This window comes from Shimia sp. (genome assembly GCF_049116215.1).
Lineage (GTDB): Bacteria > Pseudomonadota > Alphaproteobacteria > Rhodobacterales > Rhodobacteraceae > Shimia.
Window position 1 is genome coordinate 862,289 of the sequence record NZ_JAGDZB010000001.1, and the last position, 18,129, is coordinate 880,417.

An 18,129-nucleotide genomic window follows, 5' to 3' on the forward strand; every position below is an offset into this window, starting at 1 on the left:
GCTCCCGATATACGGGAGCTCTTGGAACAGTTATGCTTTTGGAACAGTTATAGTGGGCCTATTTAGCCTGGGTTCGAGCTCACGCCCACTTGCGCAGGCCGCAACAAGCGATCATGCAACATGAAGCCCTGCGCAGAGACCTGAATGATCTCGCCAGATTTGGTGCCCGGAACAGGCGCTTCAAACATGGCCTCATGTACGTTGGGATCAAATTTGTCGCCCACTTCAGGCGAAATAACTTCAATACCGTGTTTGGAGAAGGTTTTCAGAAGCTCACGCATGGTCAGCTCGATGCCTTCAATCAACGCAGCAGAGGCTTCTTTCTGCTCATCGGTGATGGTTTCAACCGCGCGCTTCATGTTGTCAAATACCGGCAGCATGTCACGCGCCAGCTTGGAGCCGCCATATTGCTCTGCCTCACGGCGGGCTTTGTCGCCCCGTTTGCGGGCGTTTTCAGCATCTGCCAACGCGCGCATCCAGCGGTCTTTCAGCTCGTCACGTTCGGCGCGCAGCTCATCAATTTCGATGGCCTCGTCGTCCAGCTCATCCAAGCTTTGAGCAAATTCTTCGGCCTCGGCATCTGCGATGTCGTCCAGAAATTCGTTTTCTTTCGGCTCAGCCATTTTTCACCTCTAACCGCGGTCGGTGATCAGTTTTCCGACCAGCTGTGCCGTGTAATCCACAATCGGCACGATGCGTCCATAGTTCAGGCGCTTGGGTCCGATGACCCCGACAGCACCCACGATCTTACGATCAGCGTTCATATAGGGAGACACCACCAAAGAGGAACCCGAAAGTGAAAAAAGTTTGTTCTCGGAGCCAATAAAAATGCGCACGCCGTCGCCCTGCTCCGCCAATTCGAGAAAATCAGCAATGTCTCGTTTACGTTCTAGGTCATCAAACAACGTGCGGATGCGTTCGAGGTCCTGTTCTTCCTCATCTGTGCCGAGCAGATTCGAGCGGCCGCGCACAATCAAACGCTCTTGCTGTCCACCCTCATCTGCCCAAAGCGCGAGGCCGTTTTCGACCATGTCGGCCGCCAGACTGTCGATTTCCTGACGACGTTTTTTGATCTCTTGCTGAACGGCATTGCCCAGCTCGCTCAGGGTCCGTCCTTCGGCAACCGCATTGAGGAAATTTGCCGCTTCTCGCATGGAGCTTGGTGTTTGGCCAACTGGAGGAGTGAACAGACGGTTTTCCACATGACCATCCGCAAAAACCAGCACCACCAAGGCACGTTCGGCACCAAGGCTGACAAACTCGATGTGTTTGATGGGGGCTTCGTGTTTTGGGGCCAGCACAAGCGAAGCCCCCTGTGTGACCCCCGACAGAGCAGTAGACACGCGATCCAACATATTGCCCACATCGGCACCTGTGTCGCCAAGCGTCGCGTCAATTTTTTGACGATCGCCTTGGTCAAGATCACCAACTTCCAACAAACCATCCACAAACATGCGCAGGCCTTGTTGCGTTGGAATGCGGCCAGCGGAGACGTGTGGGCTGTCCAAAAGTCCCAAATACTCCAAATCCTGCATCACATTACGGATGGTTGCAGCGCTGACCTTTTCAGACAGCGAGCGCGTCAAAGTGCGCGATCCCACCGGATCACCGGTCTCCAGATAGCCTTCAACCACGCGGCGGAACACCTCGCGGCTGCGATCGTTCATTTCTTCGAGAATTTTGCTGCTGTCTGTCATTCGCCCGTGCCTTTGTCTTCTTAATAAAATAGCCTCACAGGCAAAGGTCAATCGGGGTTGCGCACAACCTTATCCCGCGGTTATCCCCAGCCCAAACCTAACAAAGGATATATGCCATGCGCCCTTCCGGCCGTCAGCTCAACGAAATGCGTGAAGTCTCGATTGAAACCAATGTGACCAAACACGCCGAAGGTTCCTGTTTGATCAAAATGGGCGACACCCACGTCTTGTGTACCGCATCTTTGGAAGCGCGCGTGCCACCGTTTATCAAGGGATCTGGCCTGGGTTGGGTGACCGCAGAATATGGCATGCTGCCCCGTTCGACCTCTTCGCGTATGCGCCGCGAGGCGACATCTGGCAAGCAAGGTGGCCGGACTGTTGAAATTCAACGCCTGATTGGCCGGTCTCTGCGCGCCGGCGTGGACCGTGTTGCCTTAGGTGAACGCCAGATCACCGTGGACTGCGACGTAATCCAGGCTGATGGCGGCACACGCTGTGCGTCCATCACCGGTGGCTGGGTGGCGCTGCGTTTGGCAGTGAACAAACTGATGAAAGCTGGTGACGTGACAACGGATCCGCTGATTTCTCCTGTGGCAGCAGTGTCTTGCGGGATTTACGCCGGTCAGCCGGTGCTCGATCTGGACTACCCGGAAGACAGCGAAGCCGGTGTGGACGGCAACTTCATAATGCTGGCCAATGGCCAGATGATCGAAACACAAATGTCTGCGGAAGGCTCCACCTATTCCCGCGCGCAGATGAATGAACTGCTTGATCTGGCGGAAAAAGGCGTGTCCGAGCTGGTTGAAGCACAGCTGGCAGCCACCGCATGACCCGTAAATTTGAGGGCGACCGCTTGTTGGTCGCCACCCACAACGCGGGCAAATTGGCCGAGATCACCGAGATCTTGGCCCCGCACGGGGTGTCCGTGGTTGGCGCGGGAGACATGGATCTGCCGGAACCGGAAGAAACCGAAGACACTTTTGTCGGCAACGCCCGAATCAAGGCACATGCTGCGGCCAAGGCCACCGGCCTCCCTGCCCTATCCGATGACAGTGGCATCACCATTGACGCGCTGGACGGCGCGCCAGGTGTGTACACAGCGGATTGGGCGGAAACCGGCAATGGTCGGGACTTCATGAAAGCCATGACCCGCGCCAATGATGAAATTACCGCCAAAGGAACCGATGCGCCACGCTCTGCGCAGTTCCGCTGCACGTTGGTACTGGCTTGGCCAGATGGACATGACGAGGTGTTTGAAGGGGTGATGCCCGGTGATTTGGTCTGGCCAATCCGTGGCGAAGGTGGCTTTGGCTATGATCCGATGTTCATGCCGGAGGGTTATGACGTGACTTGCGCCGAGATGCCAAAAGAAGAAAAGAACCAGATCAGCCACCGTGGCCGCGCGCTACAAGCCTTTGTGGCGGGCTGTTTTGGCTGAGGATTGGCAAAACGGGGGCTTTGGCCTGTATATCCATTGGCCGTTTTGTCAGGCCAAATGCCCTTATTGCGACTTTAACAGCCACGTGAGCCGAGAAATCGACCAATCCCGCTGGCTTAAAGCCTATTTGAGCGAGCTTGATCGGGTTGCGTCAGAGACCTCTGCACGCGTTTTGAACACCATTTTCTTTGGCGGCGGTACGCCAAGTTTAATGGATCCAGAGGTTGTTGCCGCCATTCTGGAACGTGTGCGCAGGCTTTGGCCCACATCCAATGACATGGAAATCACGCTAGAAGCGAACCCAGGATCGGTGGATGCGGGCCGCTTTGTTGCCTATCGCGATGGTGGTGTGAACCGAATTTCAATGGGGATTCAAGCGCTCAATGACCGGGATTTGCAGCGATTGGGGCGTATCCACTCCGTAGACGAAGCCAGGCAGGCGTTTGAAATTGCGCGAAAAACCTTTGATCGCGTGAGTTTTGATCTGATCTATGCGCGGCAAGATCAAACCCTTGTTGATTGGCAATCCGAATTGCGCGAAGCGCTTTCAATGGCGATTGACCATCTGTCGCTTTATCAACTGACAGTTGAACAAGGCACAGCCTTTGGCGACCGGTACAATCGTGGCAAACTGCGTGGCCTGCCGGAGGATGATCTTGCAGCGGACATGTATGAAGTCACGCAGGACATCTGCGCCGAAGCCGGAATGCTGCCCTATGAGGTGTCAAATTACGCTGCAATAGGCTCTGAATCGCGTCACAATCAAATTTATTGGCGCTATGGCGACTACGCCGGAATTGGTCCTGGCGCACATGCTCGACTGACGTTGAACGGCCAGCGCCACGCCATTGAGAACTGGCGCAACCCCAACAAGTGGTTGCAAGCCGCAGAAGCCGGCAATGGAGAAAACCTTCGGGAAGCGGTGTCACACGAAGGTCAGGCCACGGAACTGTTGTTGATGGGGCTGCGATTGAGTGAAGGGGTTGATCTGTCCCGCTATGAGGCGTTGGCCGAAAAACCACTTGAAGGCCCACGCGTCGACACCCTACGAGACATCGGCATGATTGAAATCGAGAAATCAAGGCTGCGCGTCTTGCCGCAAGGCCGGATGGTGCTTAACTCGATTTTGTCAGAATTGTTGGTGGACTAAATGCGCATACTTTGGCTAATCTGTGGACTGACCTGTGTTGCGCTGGCCTTGATTGGCGTTGTCCTCCCCCTCCTTCCAACCGTGCCTTTTCTGCTGCTCGCCGCTTTCTGTTTTGCCCGCTCTTCTGAACGGCTGCACAACTGGCTTCTGTCGCACAAAACCTTCGGGCCCATGATCGAAGACTGGAACAGCAACGGCGCAATCCGCCCTTCGGCAAAAAAGGCAGCAACCCTGTCCATTGCCGTTGTTTTTGGAATTTCGCTGCTGGTTGGCGTCAAAACCACCGTGATTGTCATTCAAATGGTGGTTTTGAGCGCGGTACTTTTTTTCATCTGGACGCGGCCTAATTCGTAGACGACAGAACCCGACACAATTCATCCAACTCATCAAGCGTTTGATAAGTAATGGTAATTTTTCCATTTTCTCCGCCGGATACGTGATCAACGGAAACTTTCATACCCAAATTGGCCGATAGATCACCTTCTAGCGCGACTGTGTCGGCGTCCTTATGGGTCTTTGGTCGAGATTTTTTAACTTGATCGACGAGAGAGCTCGTTTTCTTAGCCAGTTTTTCGGTCTGGCGCACCGACAAACCGTCCTTCACCACCTTGCGCGCCAATTCCGAGGCATTGTCCGAAGGGACCAGAGCACGCGCATGACCGGCTGACAGATGACCCTCACGCAACATGACCTGAACGTCATCTGGCAAATTGAGAAGACGCATCAGGTTGGCGATATGGCTCCGGCTTTTGCCAAGCGCTTCTGAAACCTTCTCCTGCGTGTGGCCAAACTTCTGCATCAGCTGGCGATAACCCATCGCCTCTTCGACAGGGTTTAGATCAGCCCGCTGGATGTTTTCGATGATCGCAATTTCGAGCACTTCGGTGTCGTCATACTCACGTACGATAACTGGCAGCTCATGCAGTTGCGCCATTTGTGACGCCCGCCAACGGCGCTCACCCGCAACAATCTCGTATCGATCACCTGGCTTTTTGCGCACGATAAGAGGTTGAATCACCCCTTTCTCACGAATGGAATTTGCAAGATCGTCGAGTTGTTCCGGTGTAAAATCGCGCCGTGGCTGATCCGGATTTGGCTCAATACGCTCAATCGGCACAACAAGATCCGCACGGCGTGGCGCCGCGCCTACGTTTGAGCGGGTTGTATCATCCGTCACATCCGCCATGAGAGCACTGAGACCGCGGCCCAGACCACGCTGTTTTTTCTTGTCTGCCATTTTGGGCCTCCCTTAAGCGGCGATCTTGAAGTTTTTGGCGAGCAGTTCTTTGGCCAAAGCGCGATAGGCTTCTGCCCCTTTTGAGGTTGTGTCGTAGTCCAGGACAGCCTGTGCAAACGAGGGCGCCTCAGACACCCGGACATTGCGCGGAATCTTGGTCTCAAACACCAGATCACCAAGGTTGTCACGCGCGTCCTGCTCCACCTGTTGCGATAGGTTGTTGCGGGCATCAAACATTGTCAGGACAATACCCTCGATCCGCAGCCCCGCATTTGCAGTTTGGCGCACCTCGCGCACGGTCAACATGAGTTGGGACAGGCCTTCCAACGCAAAGAACTCGCTTTGCAGCGGAATGAGCACGGAATGTGCGGCAATCATCGCATTCACAGTCAACAGGTTCAGCGATGGCGGGCAGTCAATGAGGATGTAATCCAAGTCATATTTGTCCATGGCTGTCTGGCGCAGCGCATCATGCAACAGAAAACTGCGCTTTTCATTGGACATCAACTCAATGTCAGCCGAGCTGAGATCTACGGTTGCCGGGACAATCGACATGTTTGAGGTTTCTGTGGCTTGGATCACATCCTCCAATTCCACATCACCTGTCAGAAGATCATATGTTGTGTAGGTGCGGTCCTCAACATCAACACCAAGGCCGGTAGAGGCATTACCTTGAGGGTCAAGGTCGACCAAAAGCACCTTATGCCCTTCTTCGGCAAGCGCGGCCGCGAGATTAATTGTCGTTGTGGTTTTGCCCACGCCACCTTTTTGGTTGGCCACTGCGATGATTTTGGGCCCTTCAGGGCGTGTGGGATCCGACACGATTGAGCTCTCCGATCTTCAGAATGACCGCTTCTGGGTCCGTGATACTTTTTACCACTTCGTAATCAAATGACCACGATTTCTGTGCGGATTGCAGCTCTTTTTGCCAACGTGCCCCTTTTGGAAATACGGCGGTGCCGGTGGTTTGCAAATGACGTTCCGTATACTCACACAGGAGTGTGAGGTCCGCCAAAGCTCGTGCAGACAAAACATCCGCTTCCTGAGGCACGGCACGCTCAATGCGCTCGGTCACAACAGAAGCTTTTACGCCGGTTTCGCGCAGAACAGTGCGCAAAAACGCGCATTTTCGTTGATCACTCTCGATCAACGTGACCTTTTGCGGAGCTTCCGGCTCAGCAGACATCAACGCCACAACCAGGCCTGGAAAGCCACCACCGCTGCCGATGTCCACCCAATGGCCAGATTTTTGGGGTGCACAACGTAAAATTTGAATCGAATCCAAAATATGTCGGGACCAAAGGTCATTGAGCGTGGATTTGGACACCAGGTTGATACGCGGATTCCACTTCACCAGCAGATCCGCGAGCGTTTCAAGGCGGGTCAATGTTTCACGTGAAACATTCAACTTGGTTTTGATGTGGTCAGGGCAGGACATTACGCGGATTTCACCTTCTTGGCTTGGCGCAACTTGGCGAGCAGCAACGTCAAAGCTGCTGGAGTCATACCGTCAATTCGGCCCGCTTGCCCCAAGTTGGAGGGACGCACGGCGTTCAGCTTTGTTTTCAATTCAGTGCTAAGCCCCTCGATCACATCAAAGTCAAAATCAGACGGAATGATCTGCGTTTCATCCCGCCGTATTGCTTCTACATCACGCTTTTGCCGCTCAATATAATTTGCATACAGAGCATCCCGCTCCAGTTGCTCCTGAATTTCCGGCTCAACACCCCCAAATCGATCATCCAGAGGGATCAGATCGTCAAACCCCACTTCCGGGAACGCCAGAACCTGAAACGCTGTGCGGCGATTTCCGTCTTGATTCACCGCGATTCCAGCGGCATTGATTTCTTTGGGCGTAAACCCCTTCTCTTCCAAAAGAGATTTTCCGGTGGTTAGCTTTTCAGATTTCATCCCAAACGTAGCTTTTCGGGCCTCTCCGATCAATCCGAGGTCCAGACCAATGGGAGTCAATCGTTGATCCGCATTGTCAGCCCGCAAAGACAAACGAAACTCTGCGCGCGACGTAAACATCCGATAAGGCTCCGTCACACCACGGGTGATCAAGTCATCCACCATAACGCCGATATAGCTGTCTGATCGACTGAAATGGTGTGGATCTTTGCCTTGCGCGGACAACGCTGCGTTTAACCCCGCAACCAGACCTTGAGCTGCCGCCTCTTCATATCCAGTGGTGCCGTTAATCTGACCGGCCAAATAAAGACCCGGTACGTTTTTTACACTCAACTCCGCATTCAAAGCACGTGGGTCAACGTAATCATATTCAATGGCATATCCAGGCTGCAGAATCTCAACGTCTTCCAACCCATAGATGGAACGGACGTACGATTCTTGTACATCTACCGGCAGAGAAGTGGAGATACCGTTGGGATAGACTGTGTCGTCATCCAATCCCTCAGGCTCCAAGAACACCTGATGTGAATCTTTGTCAGCAAACCGCACAATCTTGTCTTCGATGGACGGACAATAGCGGGGCCCTACCCCATCGATGTGACCGCCGTACATCGCGGAGCGTGCCAGGTTATCCCGAATGATGTCGTGGGTTTTGGCGTTTGTATGCGTAATACCACAGGCAACTTGACGCGCAGATGGTTTCTTATTCATGAAGGAGAACATCACAGGCTCGTCATCACCAGGTTGGTTGTCGAGCAGATCCCACTTAATGGTTTTGCCATTCAAACGTGGCGGGGTACCGGTTTTAAGGCGGCCAAGCGGCAGTGCAAAACTGTCAATACGCTCAGCCAACTTCACCGAAGCGTTGTCGCCCATACGGCCGCCGGAATGTGAGACGTCGCCGATATGGATGACACCGCGCAGGAACGTCCCAGTGGTCAGAACCACGGCATGCGAAACGATCTCTGACCCATCTGCCAGAATGACACCGCGAACCGCTTGCCCTTCCATGCGAAAGTCAGTGGCCTCGCCCTCGATCACAGTCAGGTTTGGCGTCGCTTCAATTTCGGCCAGCATCTCTGTGCGATAGATTTTGCGATCTGATTGCGCGCGAGGACCTTGAACCGCAGGACCTTTCCGTCGGTTAAGCAAGCGGAACTGAATGCCAGCCTTATCCGCAATACGACCCATCACGCCATCTAAGGCATCCACTTCGCGCACGAGGTGGCCTTTTCCCAAGCCGCCAATGGCTGGGTTACAGGACATAACGCCAATGCCGGATTTCTTAAGGGTCACAAGCGCGGTTGATGCGCCCAAACGCGCGGAAGCCGCCGCTGCGTCTGCGCCAGCGTGCCCGCCCCCAACAACAATGACGTCAAAATGTTTCACGTGAAACACTCCTCAAATTTGAATCACTTTCCGATGCAGAAGCTCGAAAAGATCTCATCCAGCAAGTTCTCTACATCGACATGACCGACGATGGAATCAAGGGCGCGAATCGCAGCGCGTAATTCTTCCGCCCCAATATCATAGTGATCCGGACCCAAAGAGAGAACGGCGCGGGCCGCATCCAGCGATTCGGATGCCCGTTTCATCGCGATACGATGCCGTTCGCGGGTGGCCACACCGGAACGCCCCGCCTGTTCCGAAAGCTTCTCGGTGATCTCAGCCACAAGTTCAGAAACGCCAAACCCGGTTTTTCCGGAAATTGCATTCTTGGGATCGCTTAGAGTATCCGCCTTGGCGGCACGGATCACATCGTTTGGAAGTGGGGTAAAGTCCGGCTCTTCATCACAAGTCTTGAGAAACACGCGAAGGTCGGCCGCTGCAGCCCGGTCGCGCGCACGTTGGATGCCGATACCTTCGACATGATCGTCAGTTTCGCGCAGGCCTGCGGTGTCGAGCAAAGTGACCGGTAACCCGTTCAGCTCCATACGCACTTCGATCACATCGCGTGTGGTGCCGGCGTATTCCGACGTAATTGCAGCTTCGCGACCAGCCAATGCGTTCAGCAATGTAGATTTGCCAACATTGGGCGCACCAAGGATCGCAACTTCGAAGCCTGTGCGGATACGTTCGGCGGTGTCAACACCTGCGATTTCCTTGTCGAGTTCAGTACGAACGCCAGATAGAAGCTCTGTGACCTCCGGTGTGACATCGACAGGCACATCTTCATCTGCAAAGTCGATGGTGGCTTCGATCAACGCAGCGGCTCGGATCAGGTCCGTGCGCCATTTTCCGGCGAGATTGCCGAGGTCTCCGGAAAGGACACGCAAAGCTTGGCGCCGTTGCGCTTCGGTTTCTGCATCAATGAGATCAGCAAGACCTTCGACCTGCGCCAAATCGAGACAACCGTTTTCCAAAGCACGACGGGTGAATTCGCCCGCTTCCGCCAGACGCAAGCCTTCCATTTCTGAGAGTTCGCGCAGGACGGCATTCACCACAGCCGTGGAGCCATGCAGGTGCAGCTCTAGAACTTCTTCTCCTGTGAAGCTGCTGCCATTCTCGAAATAGAGCACCAAAGCTTGGTCTAGGCGTCGGCCTTCGCTGTCTTTCAGTAGTTTTAGGGCTGCCAAACGTGGCGCAGGCAAGTCTCCAAAGAGCGCACTGCCCGCCTCAGTCACCCGTGTACCGGACACACGAACGACAGCGACCCCCGCTTTACCGGGGGCCGTTGCAAGAGCGAAAATTGTGTCAGCCACATAGGCCATCACAGCATCCTTAGGTGTTCATCGAGTCAAAGAACTCGCCATTGGTTTTGGTTTGCTTGAGTTTGCCGAGCAGGAATTCCACAGCGTCGGTGGTGCCCATCGGGTTGAGAATCCGGCGTAGGACATAAGTCTTAGCCAAATCGCCTTTGTCGATAAGCAGATCCTCTTTTCGGGTGCCGGATTTGAGAATGTCGATCGCTGGGAAGACACGTTTGTCGGCCACTTTGCGATCCAGCACGATCTCAGAGTTACCGGTGCCTTTGAATTCTTCGAAGATCACCTCGTCCATGCGCGAGCCAGTGTCGATCAACGCGGTGGAGATGATGGTCAGAGAGCCGCCTTCTTCGATGTTACGCGCCGCACCAAAGAAACGCTTTGGACGTTGAAGCGCGTTGGCATCTACACCACCAGTCAAAACTTTGCCGGAAGAAGGCACCACGGTGTTGAAGGCACGACCAAGTCTTGTGATGGAGTCCAGAAGGATCACAACATCTCGCTTGTGTTCCACCAAGCGTTTGGCTTTTTCGATGACCATTTCGGAAACCGCAACGTGGCGTGTGGCAGGCTCGTCAAAGGTCGAAGACACAACTTCACCTTTCACGTTGCGCTGCATGTCGGTCACCTCTTCAGGACGTTCATCGATCAGCAAAACGATCAGGTAACATTCCGGGTGGTTGGCTTCGATGCTGTGCGCGATGTTTTGAAGCAGAACCGTTTTACCCGTGCGAGGCGGCGCCACGATTAGGGAACGCTGGCCTTTACCAATTGGCGCGACAAGGTCGATGATCCGAGCGGAGCGATCTTTGATGGTGGGATCTTCGATCTCCATCTTCAGACGCTCATCCGGATACAACGGTGTGAGGTTATCAAACGCAATTTTGTGCTTGGCTTTCTCTGGCGCCTCAAAGTTGATCTGAGACACGCCTGTGAGCGCGAAATAGCGTTCTGTGTCACCTGGCGCTGTCATAACCCCGTTCACGGTGTCACCGGTGCGCAGGGAGTACTTACGGATCATCTCAGGGGAGACGTAGATGTCGTCCGGACCCGGCAAGTAGTTCGCCTCTGGAGAGCGCAGGAAACCGAATCCGTCTTGAAGCACCTCAAGCACACCATCGCCGGAGATTTCCCATCCGTCATCTGCGCGTTCGCGCAGAATTTGGAACATCATCTCGCCTTTGCGCATGGTGGAGGCGTTTTCGATCTCCAGCTCTTCGGCCATCGCCAAGAGATCTTTGGGGCTTTTGGCTTTCAATGTGCCAAGAGCAAGCTTTTCTTGTGTCATGAAAATATCCTGTGCTGCCCGAGAGAAAGGCAGATCATGTACTCTGTATTTGGAAGGCACTCAGCCCGGACGGGCCAGTTGGCGGCAGTTCTACGCCACTTTCTTCGCCTGAGTCAAACGCTTCAGAATTTCACAACAACGGAGACGACAATCAGAACCATCAAAACCGTCGGAACTTCGTTCATCATGCGATACTGGCGACCGGAGAGTTTGTTTTCATCTCGGCCAAACTTCTTACGCATAATCATCAACCAATGATCAAACACTGTCATGGAGATCACACCAAATGCTTTGGTGTAAGGCCAGACTGCAGACCAATCGACCACACCAGGTGTAAACACAAGTGTGAGGCCTGCGATCCAGGCCACGATGCTGGCAGGTGCCATGATGTAGCGCTGAAGCTTGAATTCCATAATCTTCAGGGTTTCGTCGAGTTGATCGCCCTTCTCTGCCCGCTCTGCGTGATAGACGAAGAGACGAGGGAGATAAAAAATACCTGCCATCCAGCTGATCACTGCAATGATGTGCAGAGAAAGCACGTAAGGGTAAATATCGACGAGAAAGTAACTCATGATGGTTTGATCCTGATCGAAGCCGGACCCTCTCTATAATAAATAAATATATATATAGAAAAGGATGATGAATAAGTAGGGAGGTCCAATCCTGTGGATTATCCAGTTTCCCTAGGACTTACCCACATCTGAATGGTTTGCTCTGATCTGTATCAACATCTGGTGAGAAAGTTAAAAGGATTTAACGTTTTCAGTATGTTGAGAGAAAAATGACAGCTGTGTGACTGTGGGTAACTGGGTGGAGAAACCGGTATGCGGGTGATTCCTCCCACAGGCAAAGTTTTCCCCGTCCACCGTGCAGAAAATCGGGGGATTTCCGTGAGACGGGGGTGAGTTTCCCCAGCTTGCAAAATCCCACAGAAATTTCCAGAAAGGACTCCAAAGAAGTTCCTTCCTTTCTCCACGGATTTATCCACATGACCACACCCCTGATCCTTGCTTCAGGCTCCGAGATACGGGCTCAGCTCCTATCTAAAGCCAATGTTGGTTACGAAACCGTTAAGCCGCGTGTCGATGAGGAGATGATTAAGCGATCTTTGCAGGCGGAGGGAGCCACGCCACGCGATGTGGCGGATGCGTTGGCAGAGGCGAAGGCGCGTAAAGTGAGCTTGAAGCGGCCGGAGGCATTGGTTTTGGGTTGTGACCAAGTGCTCGATTTCCAAGGTACAATATTTTCCAAGCCGGACAGCGTGGAAGATGCGCGCAACCAATTGCTGTTGTTAAGAGGTCAACGTCACATGTTGCTGTCAGCAGCGGTTATCTATCAGAAAGGCGAGCCGCTTTGGCGTCATGTGGGGGTTGTACGGCTGTTCATGCGGCAATTCAGCAACGCCTTTCTTGACGGCTATCTGGATCGCAACTTTGACAGCATCCGCCATTCGGTTGGCGGGTATAAGTTAGAAGAAGAAGGTGTGCGCCTGTTTGACAAGATTGACGGAGACTACTTTACCGTTCTTGGCATGCCGCTTGTAGAAATTCTGTCGTTCCTGACGACACGGGGAGAACTGCCACAATGACATTGCCCTCCATTCCACTGGCGGGTGTGATCGGGAACCCGATTGCGCACTCAAAATCACCGGTCCTGCATGGGCATTGGTTGAAGACATATGACATTGCCGGACATTATGTGCCGCTTGAGGTCGAGGCGGATGCTCTGGGAGATGTGTTGAAAGCGATGCCAAAGATGGGCTTTGTAGGTTGTAACGTGACGATCCCGCATAAAGAGCGGGTGATGCAGTTTGTTGACCAGATCACGGATCGCGCTACGCTGATTGGGGCGGTGAACACGCTGATCTTTCTCAATGATGGTAGCATTCTGGGCGACAATACAGATGGATACGGGTTCATCGAAAACCTGCGTCAGGGGGCACGGGAATGGGATGCCTCTGCGGGTCCAGCTGTTGTGTTGGGCGCAGGTGGTGCCGCGCGGGCGGTTGTGGCGTCTTTGCTCGATGCTGGTGCGCCGGAGATTTTGCTAACCAACCGCACGCGCGTGCGCGCAGACAAGTTGCGCGAAGATTTTGGCGCGCGGGTGAAGGTGGTTGAGTGGGTTCAAGCAGGCAATATTCTGGAAGCAGGCGCCACGCTGGTGAACACAACATCGCTTGGAATGACCGGGAAGTCAGAACTGCGCGTGCCGATGGATGGGCTGCATAAAGAAACGGTGGTGACCGATCTGGTGTATACGCCGTTGACGACAAATTTCCTGCGAACCGCCAATGAGATTGGCTGTGTGACCGTGGATGGATTGGGCATGTTGTTGCACCAAGCCGTGCCTGGGTTTGAACGCTGGTTTGGGCGCCGTCCCGTGGTGGACGATGAAACCCGGCGCGTGGTTTTGGGATGAGCTTTAAGCTTGGCCTGACCGGGTCGATTGGCATGGGCAAATCGACGACGGCGCAGATGTTTGTTGATCTGGGCTGTGCGCTTTGGGATGCGGATGCGGCGGTGCATCGGCTTTATGATGTAGGCGGTGCGGCGGTTACGCCGATGCAGGCAAAGTTTCCGGAGGCTGTGATTGCGGGCGTTGTGTCTCGTGACAAGCTCAAAGAGGTGATTGGTCGCGATCCTTCGGCGCTCAAAACGATTGAAGAGATTGTGCATCCCTTGGTCGCGCAGGACCGTGCCACCTTCATTGCCTCTGCCACGGCTGACATTCTAGTGTTTGATATTCCGTTGCTGTTCGAAACCGGTGGCAACGCAGCGATGGATGCGGTTGTATGCGTCTCTATTCCAGCTGAAATGCAGCGGGATCGGGTTTTGGCACGGGGCACGATGAGTGAGGCCCAGTTTGGGCAGATCTGTGCCAAACAGATGCCAAATGATGAGAAAGTGGCCCGCTCAGATTACGTTGTAACCACAGACACGCTTGACCATGCGCGCCAGCAGGTGGAGAAGATCGTGACCGCCATTAGGGGACAGTTGGCCAATGCGTGAAATCGTGCTCGATACGGAAACCACCGGGTTTGATCCGTTCTCCGGCGACCGAATTGTCGAGATTGGTGCGTTGGAATTGTACAACCACCTGCCGACTGGTGAGACCTTTCACGTCTATATCAACCCGCTGAGGAATATGCCCGAAGAGGCTTTTGGCGTGCACGGGATTGGGCCGGATTTGCTGGATGTGCCACGGGATGCACAGCCGGGTGAGGTGACGCTGAAAGACAAGAAAGTCTTTGAGGCGCATGGGCAGGCGTTTTTGGATTTCATTGGCAACGACAGTAAACTGGTCATTCACAACGCCAAATTTGACATGAAATTCCTGAATGCGGAACTGAATTGGATGAACCTGCCCGAGATCCCGATGGATCGCGCGGTTGATACGCTGGCTATGGCGCGTACCAAATTTCCTGGCTCGCCAGCCACGTTGGACGCTTTGTGCCGACGGTATGGGATCGATAACTCCTCACGGACGTTGCACGGCGCGCTTTTGGACTCCGAAATCCTAGCGGAAGTCTATCTTGAGCTGATTGGTGGCCGACAACCGGACCTTGTTTTGGCTTCTGGAGGTGGCGGTAAGACCAAATCGGTGCAGGTGGACGACTGGCGGCCCACCAAACGGGCGACGCCCCTGCCCTCACGCCTAACCGAAGACGAAGCGACAGCGCATAAAGAATTTGTTGAAAAGATGGGCGATAACGCCCTTTGGACCAAACTGGGATAGGCCATAAAAAAGGCGCTGCCCGCGAAGGCAGCGCCCCAAATGCTGTCAGCGGATCGCTTAGTTTGCGACTGGCTGCCCTTCTGCTTGCTGCTCTTGCGCGCGGCGCGCCAGCTCGGAGCGGTACAGAGCCACAAAATCGATAGTTTCCAGGTTCAGCGGCGGGAAGCCACCGTCGCGGGTCACATCGGACACGATGCGGCGCACAAATGGGAACAGCATACGTGGGCATTCGATCAGCAGAAACGGGTGCAGTTGATCTTCTGGCACACCTTCCACGTGGAACACACCAGCGTAGTCCAGTTCCAGAATGAACATCTCGGCGCCGTCTTCTTTGTTTTTGGCGGTGATGTTGAGCTTCATCGCCACTTCAAACTGATGATCGGCATTGCGCTTTTTGGCGTCCAAGTTGACCTGAACCTGAACGTCCGGCTGCGGGTTACCTGCGGAGCCTTTCTGAGCCAAAATGTTTTCGAACGACATGTCGCGTACAAATTGGGTCAGTACGTTCATTTTCAGTTGCGGTGCTTGTGCTGCACCGTTTTCATTTTCCGCCATGGGAGTCTCCAGAATATTCGTTTGCCCTGCTTTAACAGGTCAAATTGGGTGTCTCAATGTTTAGTCCAACCGGATGGTTTATGCGTGGGTTTTTTGGCGCTGTCCAGTTGCTGGCTTGTACCATTCTGAGCGGGATCAACCTCAGAAAACTCGCCATCAATCACGTCTGTCTCAGCAGGGTGATGACTGCGGTTTGCCTGGCCGGAATGAAAGGTCGCGGATTGCTGGCTGCCCATCGTGAAACTTTGTACGCGCACCCGGCTGCGCGCAAAATTGAACATGATTTTCCGAAATGCCGGCGTGAGCAGGGCAAACCCGACGGCATCTGTGAAAAACCCTGGTGTCAAAAGCAACACACCCGCGATGAGGATCATTGCGCCATGGGCCAGAGGCTCTGTTGGGTCATTCAGTTCGTTGAAGGATTTTTGTACGTTTCCGATGGCCGCAAGCCCCTGAGATCGGACCAAATGCGTGCCAAGGATGGCGGTGAGCAATACAATGGCGAGCGTCGGCCAAAGGCCGATGGCCCCGCCAACGCTGATGAACAGGGCAATTTCGATCATGGGGATCGCAACAAAGGCCAACAAGAGCCACATCTTAGCTTTACTCCAATGCTTCTTTTGGCGAGGTGGACTTGACCCCGCCCGTGACTTACATAAGTGCGAGAGAACAGTGTTTCCATGCCCAACATGAGGTTCAAATGAACTCCTCCTTAATTCAACTTCTGGTTCTTGCCGGTATTGCCGTGTTTCTGATCTTGCGCTTGCGCAATGTTTTGGGGACTCGAGAGGGATATGAAGAGCCCCGTCAGGAGGGGGTGACCTCTGCACGTCGCAAGGGCCCGGACCTTGAGGTGATTGAAGGTGGACCGGATCAAGACATTCTCGATCACGCCGAAGAAGGCAGCGTGAACGCGCTTGCACTGGCCAGAATGAAGTCGATTGATCCGCAATTTGGCGTTAGCGATTTTCTCGGTGGCGCGCGCGGTGCTTATGAGATGATCCTGATGGCGTTTGAAAAAGGCGATCTGGCTGAAATCAAAGGTTTCCTCGGCGACGAAGTCTATGAAAGCTTCGCTCAGGTTGTGGAAATGCGTGCCGACAAAGGTTTGACCGTTGAGAGCGAGTTCATCGGCGTGCGCGAAATGTCTCTGCAAGCGGCGCATTTTGACGAAAATACCAAAGAGGGTGAAATCACTGTGCGCTATGTTGGCGAGCTGACACATGTTGTGCGTGACAACGGCGGTGACATTGTTGAGGGCAGCGAAAGCCAGATTAAGCGCCAGAAGGACGTTTGGACGTTTGCGCGCGCGATGGGGTCGGACGATCCAAACTGGCAGCTTGTTGCCACCGGCGAATGATCCGGGTGTTTCGGGCGGCGCTGGCCGCGGTCGTTGTAATGGCCGGAGGGGCTGCTATGTCCGAAACTCATATGAAAATTCTTTCTTTTAAAGACCTTGACGGGTGGGCTGCGGATGATCACGAGGCCGCCCGTCAAGTGTTTCTGAACACTTGCGGTGATTTTGATGCGCCGGATTGGCAGACGCTTTGTGCGGCTGCCACCGGTATCGAAGACGCACGGAAGTTTTTTGAGCTGTTGTTTCGCCCGGTGTTGATTGAAGAGGCCGAAAAGAGTGCGCTGTTTACAGGGTATTTCGAGCCTGAACTGGACGGGTCTTTGACGCCAAGCGGACGGTATCGCTTTCCTGTTTATCGTCTGCCAGCAGAAGCCCGTGATGGAAAATGGATTTCGCGGCGCGAGATTGAAACCACCGGCGCGCTTCAGGGGCGAGGTTTGGAAATTGCCTGGGTGGATGACTCTGTTGAGTTGTTTTTCCTTCAAATTCAGGGGTCTGGTCGTATTCGACTGCCAAATGGATCTTACATCCGTGTGGGCTACGGTGGGGCCAATGGCCATAAGTATCGCTCGATTGGTGCGGAGTTGGTGCGGCGTGGCGTGTATAATGCCCATCAGGTCAGTGCACAGGTCATCAAGAATTGGGTGAAGCGCAATCCTGTGGATGGAGCTGAACTGCTGCGGCACAATGGCAGCTTTGTGTTTTTCCGGGAAGTGAACCGTGTGCCGGCACATAAAGGCCCGTTGGGCGCGATGAACCGCTCGATTACGGCGATGCGCTCTGTGGCGGTAGACCCGAAGTTTACCCCGCTTGGAGCCCCGGTTTGGGTGGAAAAAGACGGCGCAGGACCTTTGCGCCGCCTGATGATCGCTCAGGACACTGGGTCGGCCATCAAAGGTGCGCAAAGGGCAGATATTTTCTTTGGCACTGGAGACGCGGCTGGCAAAGCGGCAGGGACACTTAAGGATCCGGGACGCATGGTGGTCTTGCTACCCATTCAGCGGGCTTACGCGATGTTGCCGGAGTCAGTTCTGTGACACGGCGGAAATTGAGTGA

Annotated in this window: 21 protein-coding genes; 10 read left to right on the top strand and 11 right to left on the bottom strand. The window is 54.1% G+C overall.

Annotation, left to right across the window (positions count from 1 at the left end; translation table 11 throughout):
• Window positions 1–62 precede the first annotated feature (62 nt).
• Window positions 63–623 (bottom strand): nucleotide exchange factor GrpE, encoded by a 561-nt coding sequence (locus JXR15_RS04055; RefSeq protein WP_422051947.1) that lies wholly within the window; start codon window positions 621–623, stop codon window positions 63–65.
• 9 nt (window positions 624–632) lie between these two features.
• The gene (hrcA, locus tag JXR15_RS04060) at window positions 633–1,697 is read right to left on the bottom strand and encodes a heat-inducible transcriptional repressor HrcA (RefSeq protein WP_422051948.1); all 1,065 of its coding nucleotides are present in this window, start codon (window positions 1,695–1,697) and stop codon (window positions 633–635) included.
• Window positions 1,698–1,813: 116 nt separating this feature from the next.
• On the opposite strand from hrcA, the gene rph reads away from it, so the two are divergent.
• Genes rph through JXR15_RS04080 form a run of 4 tightly spaced genes read left to right on the top strand, consistent with a single transcriptional unit; the run spans window position 1,814 to window position 4,639 of the window.
• Window positions 1,814–2,527 (top strand): ribonuclease PH, encoded by a 714-nt coding sequence (gene rph / locus JXR15_RS04065; RefSeq protein ID WP_422051949.1) that lies wholly within the window; start codon window positions 1,814–1,816, stop codon window positions 2,525–2,527.
• Window positions 2,524–3,135 carry an RdgB/HAM1 family non-canonical purine NTP pyrophosphatase gene (rdgB, locus tag JXR15_RS04070; protein ID WP_422051950.1) on the top strand — a complete coding sequence of 204 codons (612 nt, stop codon included), beginning with the start codon at window positions 2,524–2,526 and terminating at the stop codon, window positions 3,133–3,135. Before rph ends, rdgB begins: the two co-directional genes overlap by 4 nt.
• Window positions 3,128–4,285 (top strand): radical SAM family heme chaperone HemW, encoded by a 1,158-nt coding sequence (gene hemW, locus JXR15_RS04075; protein WP_422051951.1) that lies wholly within the window; start codon window positions 3,128–3,130, stop codon window positions 4,283–4,285. The genes rdgB and hemW overlap by 8 nt, the downstream gene beginning before the upstream one ends.
• On the top strand, window positions 4,286–4,639 hold the full coding sequence (locus JXR15_RS04080) for a YbaN family protein (RefSeq protein ID WP_422051952.1): 354 nt from the start codon (window positions 4,286–4,288) through the stop codon (window positions 4,637–4,639). It begins immediately after the preceding gene.
• Here JXR15_RS04080 and JXR15_RS04085 read toward each other — a convergent pair.
• From JXR15_RS04085 to JXR15_RS04115, 7 genes are all read right to left on the bottom strand, one after another.
• Window positions 4,629–5,522, bottom strand: a complete 894-nt coding sequence (locus tag JXR15_RS04085) for a ParB/RepB/Spo0J family partition protein (protein WP_422051953.1) — start codon at window positions 5,520–5,522, stop codon at window positions 4,629–4,631. The two genes, JXR15_RS04080 and JXR15_RS04085, sit on opposite strands and share 11 nt — an antisense overlap.
• Before the next feature lie 12 nt (window positions 5,523–5,534).
• The gene (locus tag JXR15_RS04090; protein WP_422051954.1) at window positions 5,535–6,344 is read right to left on the bottom strand and encodes a ParA family protein; all 810 of its coding nucleotides are present in this window, start codon (window positions 6,342–6,344) and stop codon (window positions 5,535–5,537) included.
• Window positions 6,322–6,960 (bottom strand): 16S rRNA (guanine(527)-N(7))-methyltransferase RsmG, encoded by a 639-nt coding sequence (gene rsmG, locus JXR15_RS04095; RefSeq protein WP_422051955.1) that lies wholly within the window; start codon window positions 6,958–6,960, stop codon window positions 6,322–6,324. Before rsmG ends, JXR15_RS04090 begins: the two co-directional genes overlap by 23 nt.
• On the bottom strand, window positions 6,960–8,822 hold the full coding sequence (gene mnmG, locus JXR15_RS04100) for a tRNA uridine-5-carboxymethylaminomethyl(34) synthesis enzyme MnmG (RefSeq protein WP_422051956.1): 1,863 nt from the start codon (window positions 8,820–8,822) through the stop codon (window positions 6,960–6,962). The genes rsmG and mnmG overlap by 1 nt, the downstream gene beginning before the upstream one ends.
• A 23-nt stretch (window positions 8,823–8,845) precedes the next feature.
• A complete protein-coding gene (gene mnmE / locus JXR15_RS04105; protein ID WP_422051957.1) occupies window positions 8,846–10,144 on the bottom strand; it encodes a tRNA uridine-5-carboxymethylaminomethyl(34) synthesis GTPase MnmE in 1,299 nt (432 codons plus the stop codon).
• A gap of 10 nt (window positions 10,145–10,154) precedes the next feature.
• Entirely contained in the window at window positions 10,155–11,426 is a 1,272-nt protein-coding gene (rho, locus tag JXR15_RS04110; protein ID WP_299421773.1) for a transcription termination factor Rho, read from the bottom strand.
• Between the two features lie 122 nt (window positions 11,427–11,548).
• On the bottom strand, window positions 11,549–11,998 hold the full coding sequence (locus JXR15_RS04115; protein WP_422051958.1) for a CopD family protein: 450 nt from the start codon (window positions 11,996–11,998) through the stop codon (window positions 11,549–11,551).
• Between the two features lie 416 nt (window positions 11,999–12,414).
• Here JXR15_RS04115 and JXR15_RS04120 point away from each other — a divergent pair, with 416 nt between their 5' ends.
• The 4 genes from JXR15_RS04120 to dnaQ are packed head-to-tail and all read left to right on the top strand — an operon-like array spanning window position 12,415 to window position 15,161.
• The gene (locus tag JXR15_RS04120) at window positions 12,415–13,014 is read left to right on the top strand and encodes a Maf family protein (protein ID WP_422051959.1); all 600 of its coding nucleotides are present in this window, start codon (window positions 12,415–12,417) and stop codon (window positions 13,012–13,014) included.
• Window positions 13,011–13,844 (top strand): shikimate dehydrogenase, encoded by an 834-nt coding sequence (locus JXR15_RS04125; RefSeq protein ID WP_422051960.1) that lies wholly within the window; start codon window positions 13,011–13,013, stop codon window positions 13,842–13,844. The genes JXR15_RS04120 and JXR15_RS04125 overlap by 4 nt, the downstream gene beginning before the upstream one ends.
• Window positions 13,841–14,434, top strand: a complete 594-nt coding sequence (gene coaE / locus JXR15_RS04130) for a dephospho-CoA kinase (RefSeq protein ID WP_422051961.1) — start codon at window positions 13,841–13,843, stop codon at window positions 14,432–14,434. Before JXR15_RS04125 ends, coaE begins: the two co-directional genes overlap by 4 nt.
• Window positions 14,427–15,161 carry a DNA polymerase III subunit epsilon gene (gene dnaQ / locus JXR15_RS04135; RefSeq protein ID WP_422051962.1) on the top strand — a complete coding sequence of 245 codons (735 nt, stop codon included), beginning with the start codon at window positions 14,427–14,429 and terminating at the stop codon, window positions 15,159–15,161. Before coaE ends, dnaQ begins: the two co-directional genes overlap by 8 nt.
• 57 nt (window positions 15,162–15,218) lie before the next feature.
• Here the strand turns inward: dnaQ and secB are convergent, their stop codons facing one another.
• Both secB and JXR15_RS04145 read right to left on the bottom strand, forming a co-directional pair.
• Complete coding sequence (secB, locus tag JXR15_RS04140) at window positions 15,219–15,716, bottom strand: protein-export chaperone SecB (protein WP_422051963.1); 498 nt, start codon at window positions 15,714–15,716, stop codon at window positions 15,219–15,221.
• A 53-nt stretch (window positions 15,717–15,769) separates the two neighbouring features.
• Window positions 15,770–16,312, bottom strand: coding sequence for an FxsA family protein (locus tag JXR15_RS04145; protein WP_422051964.1), 543 nt, complete (start codon window positions 16,310–16,312; stop codon window positions 15,770–15,772).
• A gap of 104 nt (window positions 16,313–16,416) precedes the next feature.
• On the opposite strand from JXR15_RS04145, the gene JXR15_RS04150 reads away from it, so the two are divergent.
• Window positions 16,417–17,076 carry a Tim44/TimA family putative adaptor protein gene (locus JXR15_RS04150; RefSeq protein ID WP_422051965.1) on the top strand — a complete coding sequence of 220 codons (660 nt, stop codon included), beginning with the start codon at window positions 16,417–16,419 and terminating at the stop codon, window positions 17,074–17,076.
• Window positions 17,073–18,110: a murein transglycosylase A gene (locus tag JXR15_RS04155; protein WP_422051966.1), complete on the top strand. Its 1,038-nt coding sequence runs from the start codon at window positions 17,073–17,075 to the stop codon at window positions 18,108–18,110. Before JXR15_RS04150 ends, JXR15_RS04155 begins: the two co-directional genes overlap by 4 nt.
• Window positions 18,111–18,129: the final 19 nt, after the last annotated feature.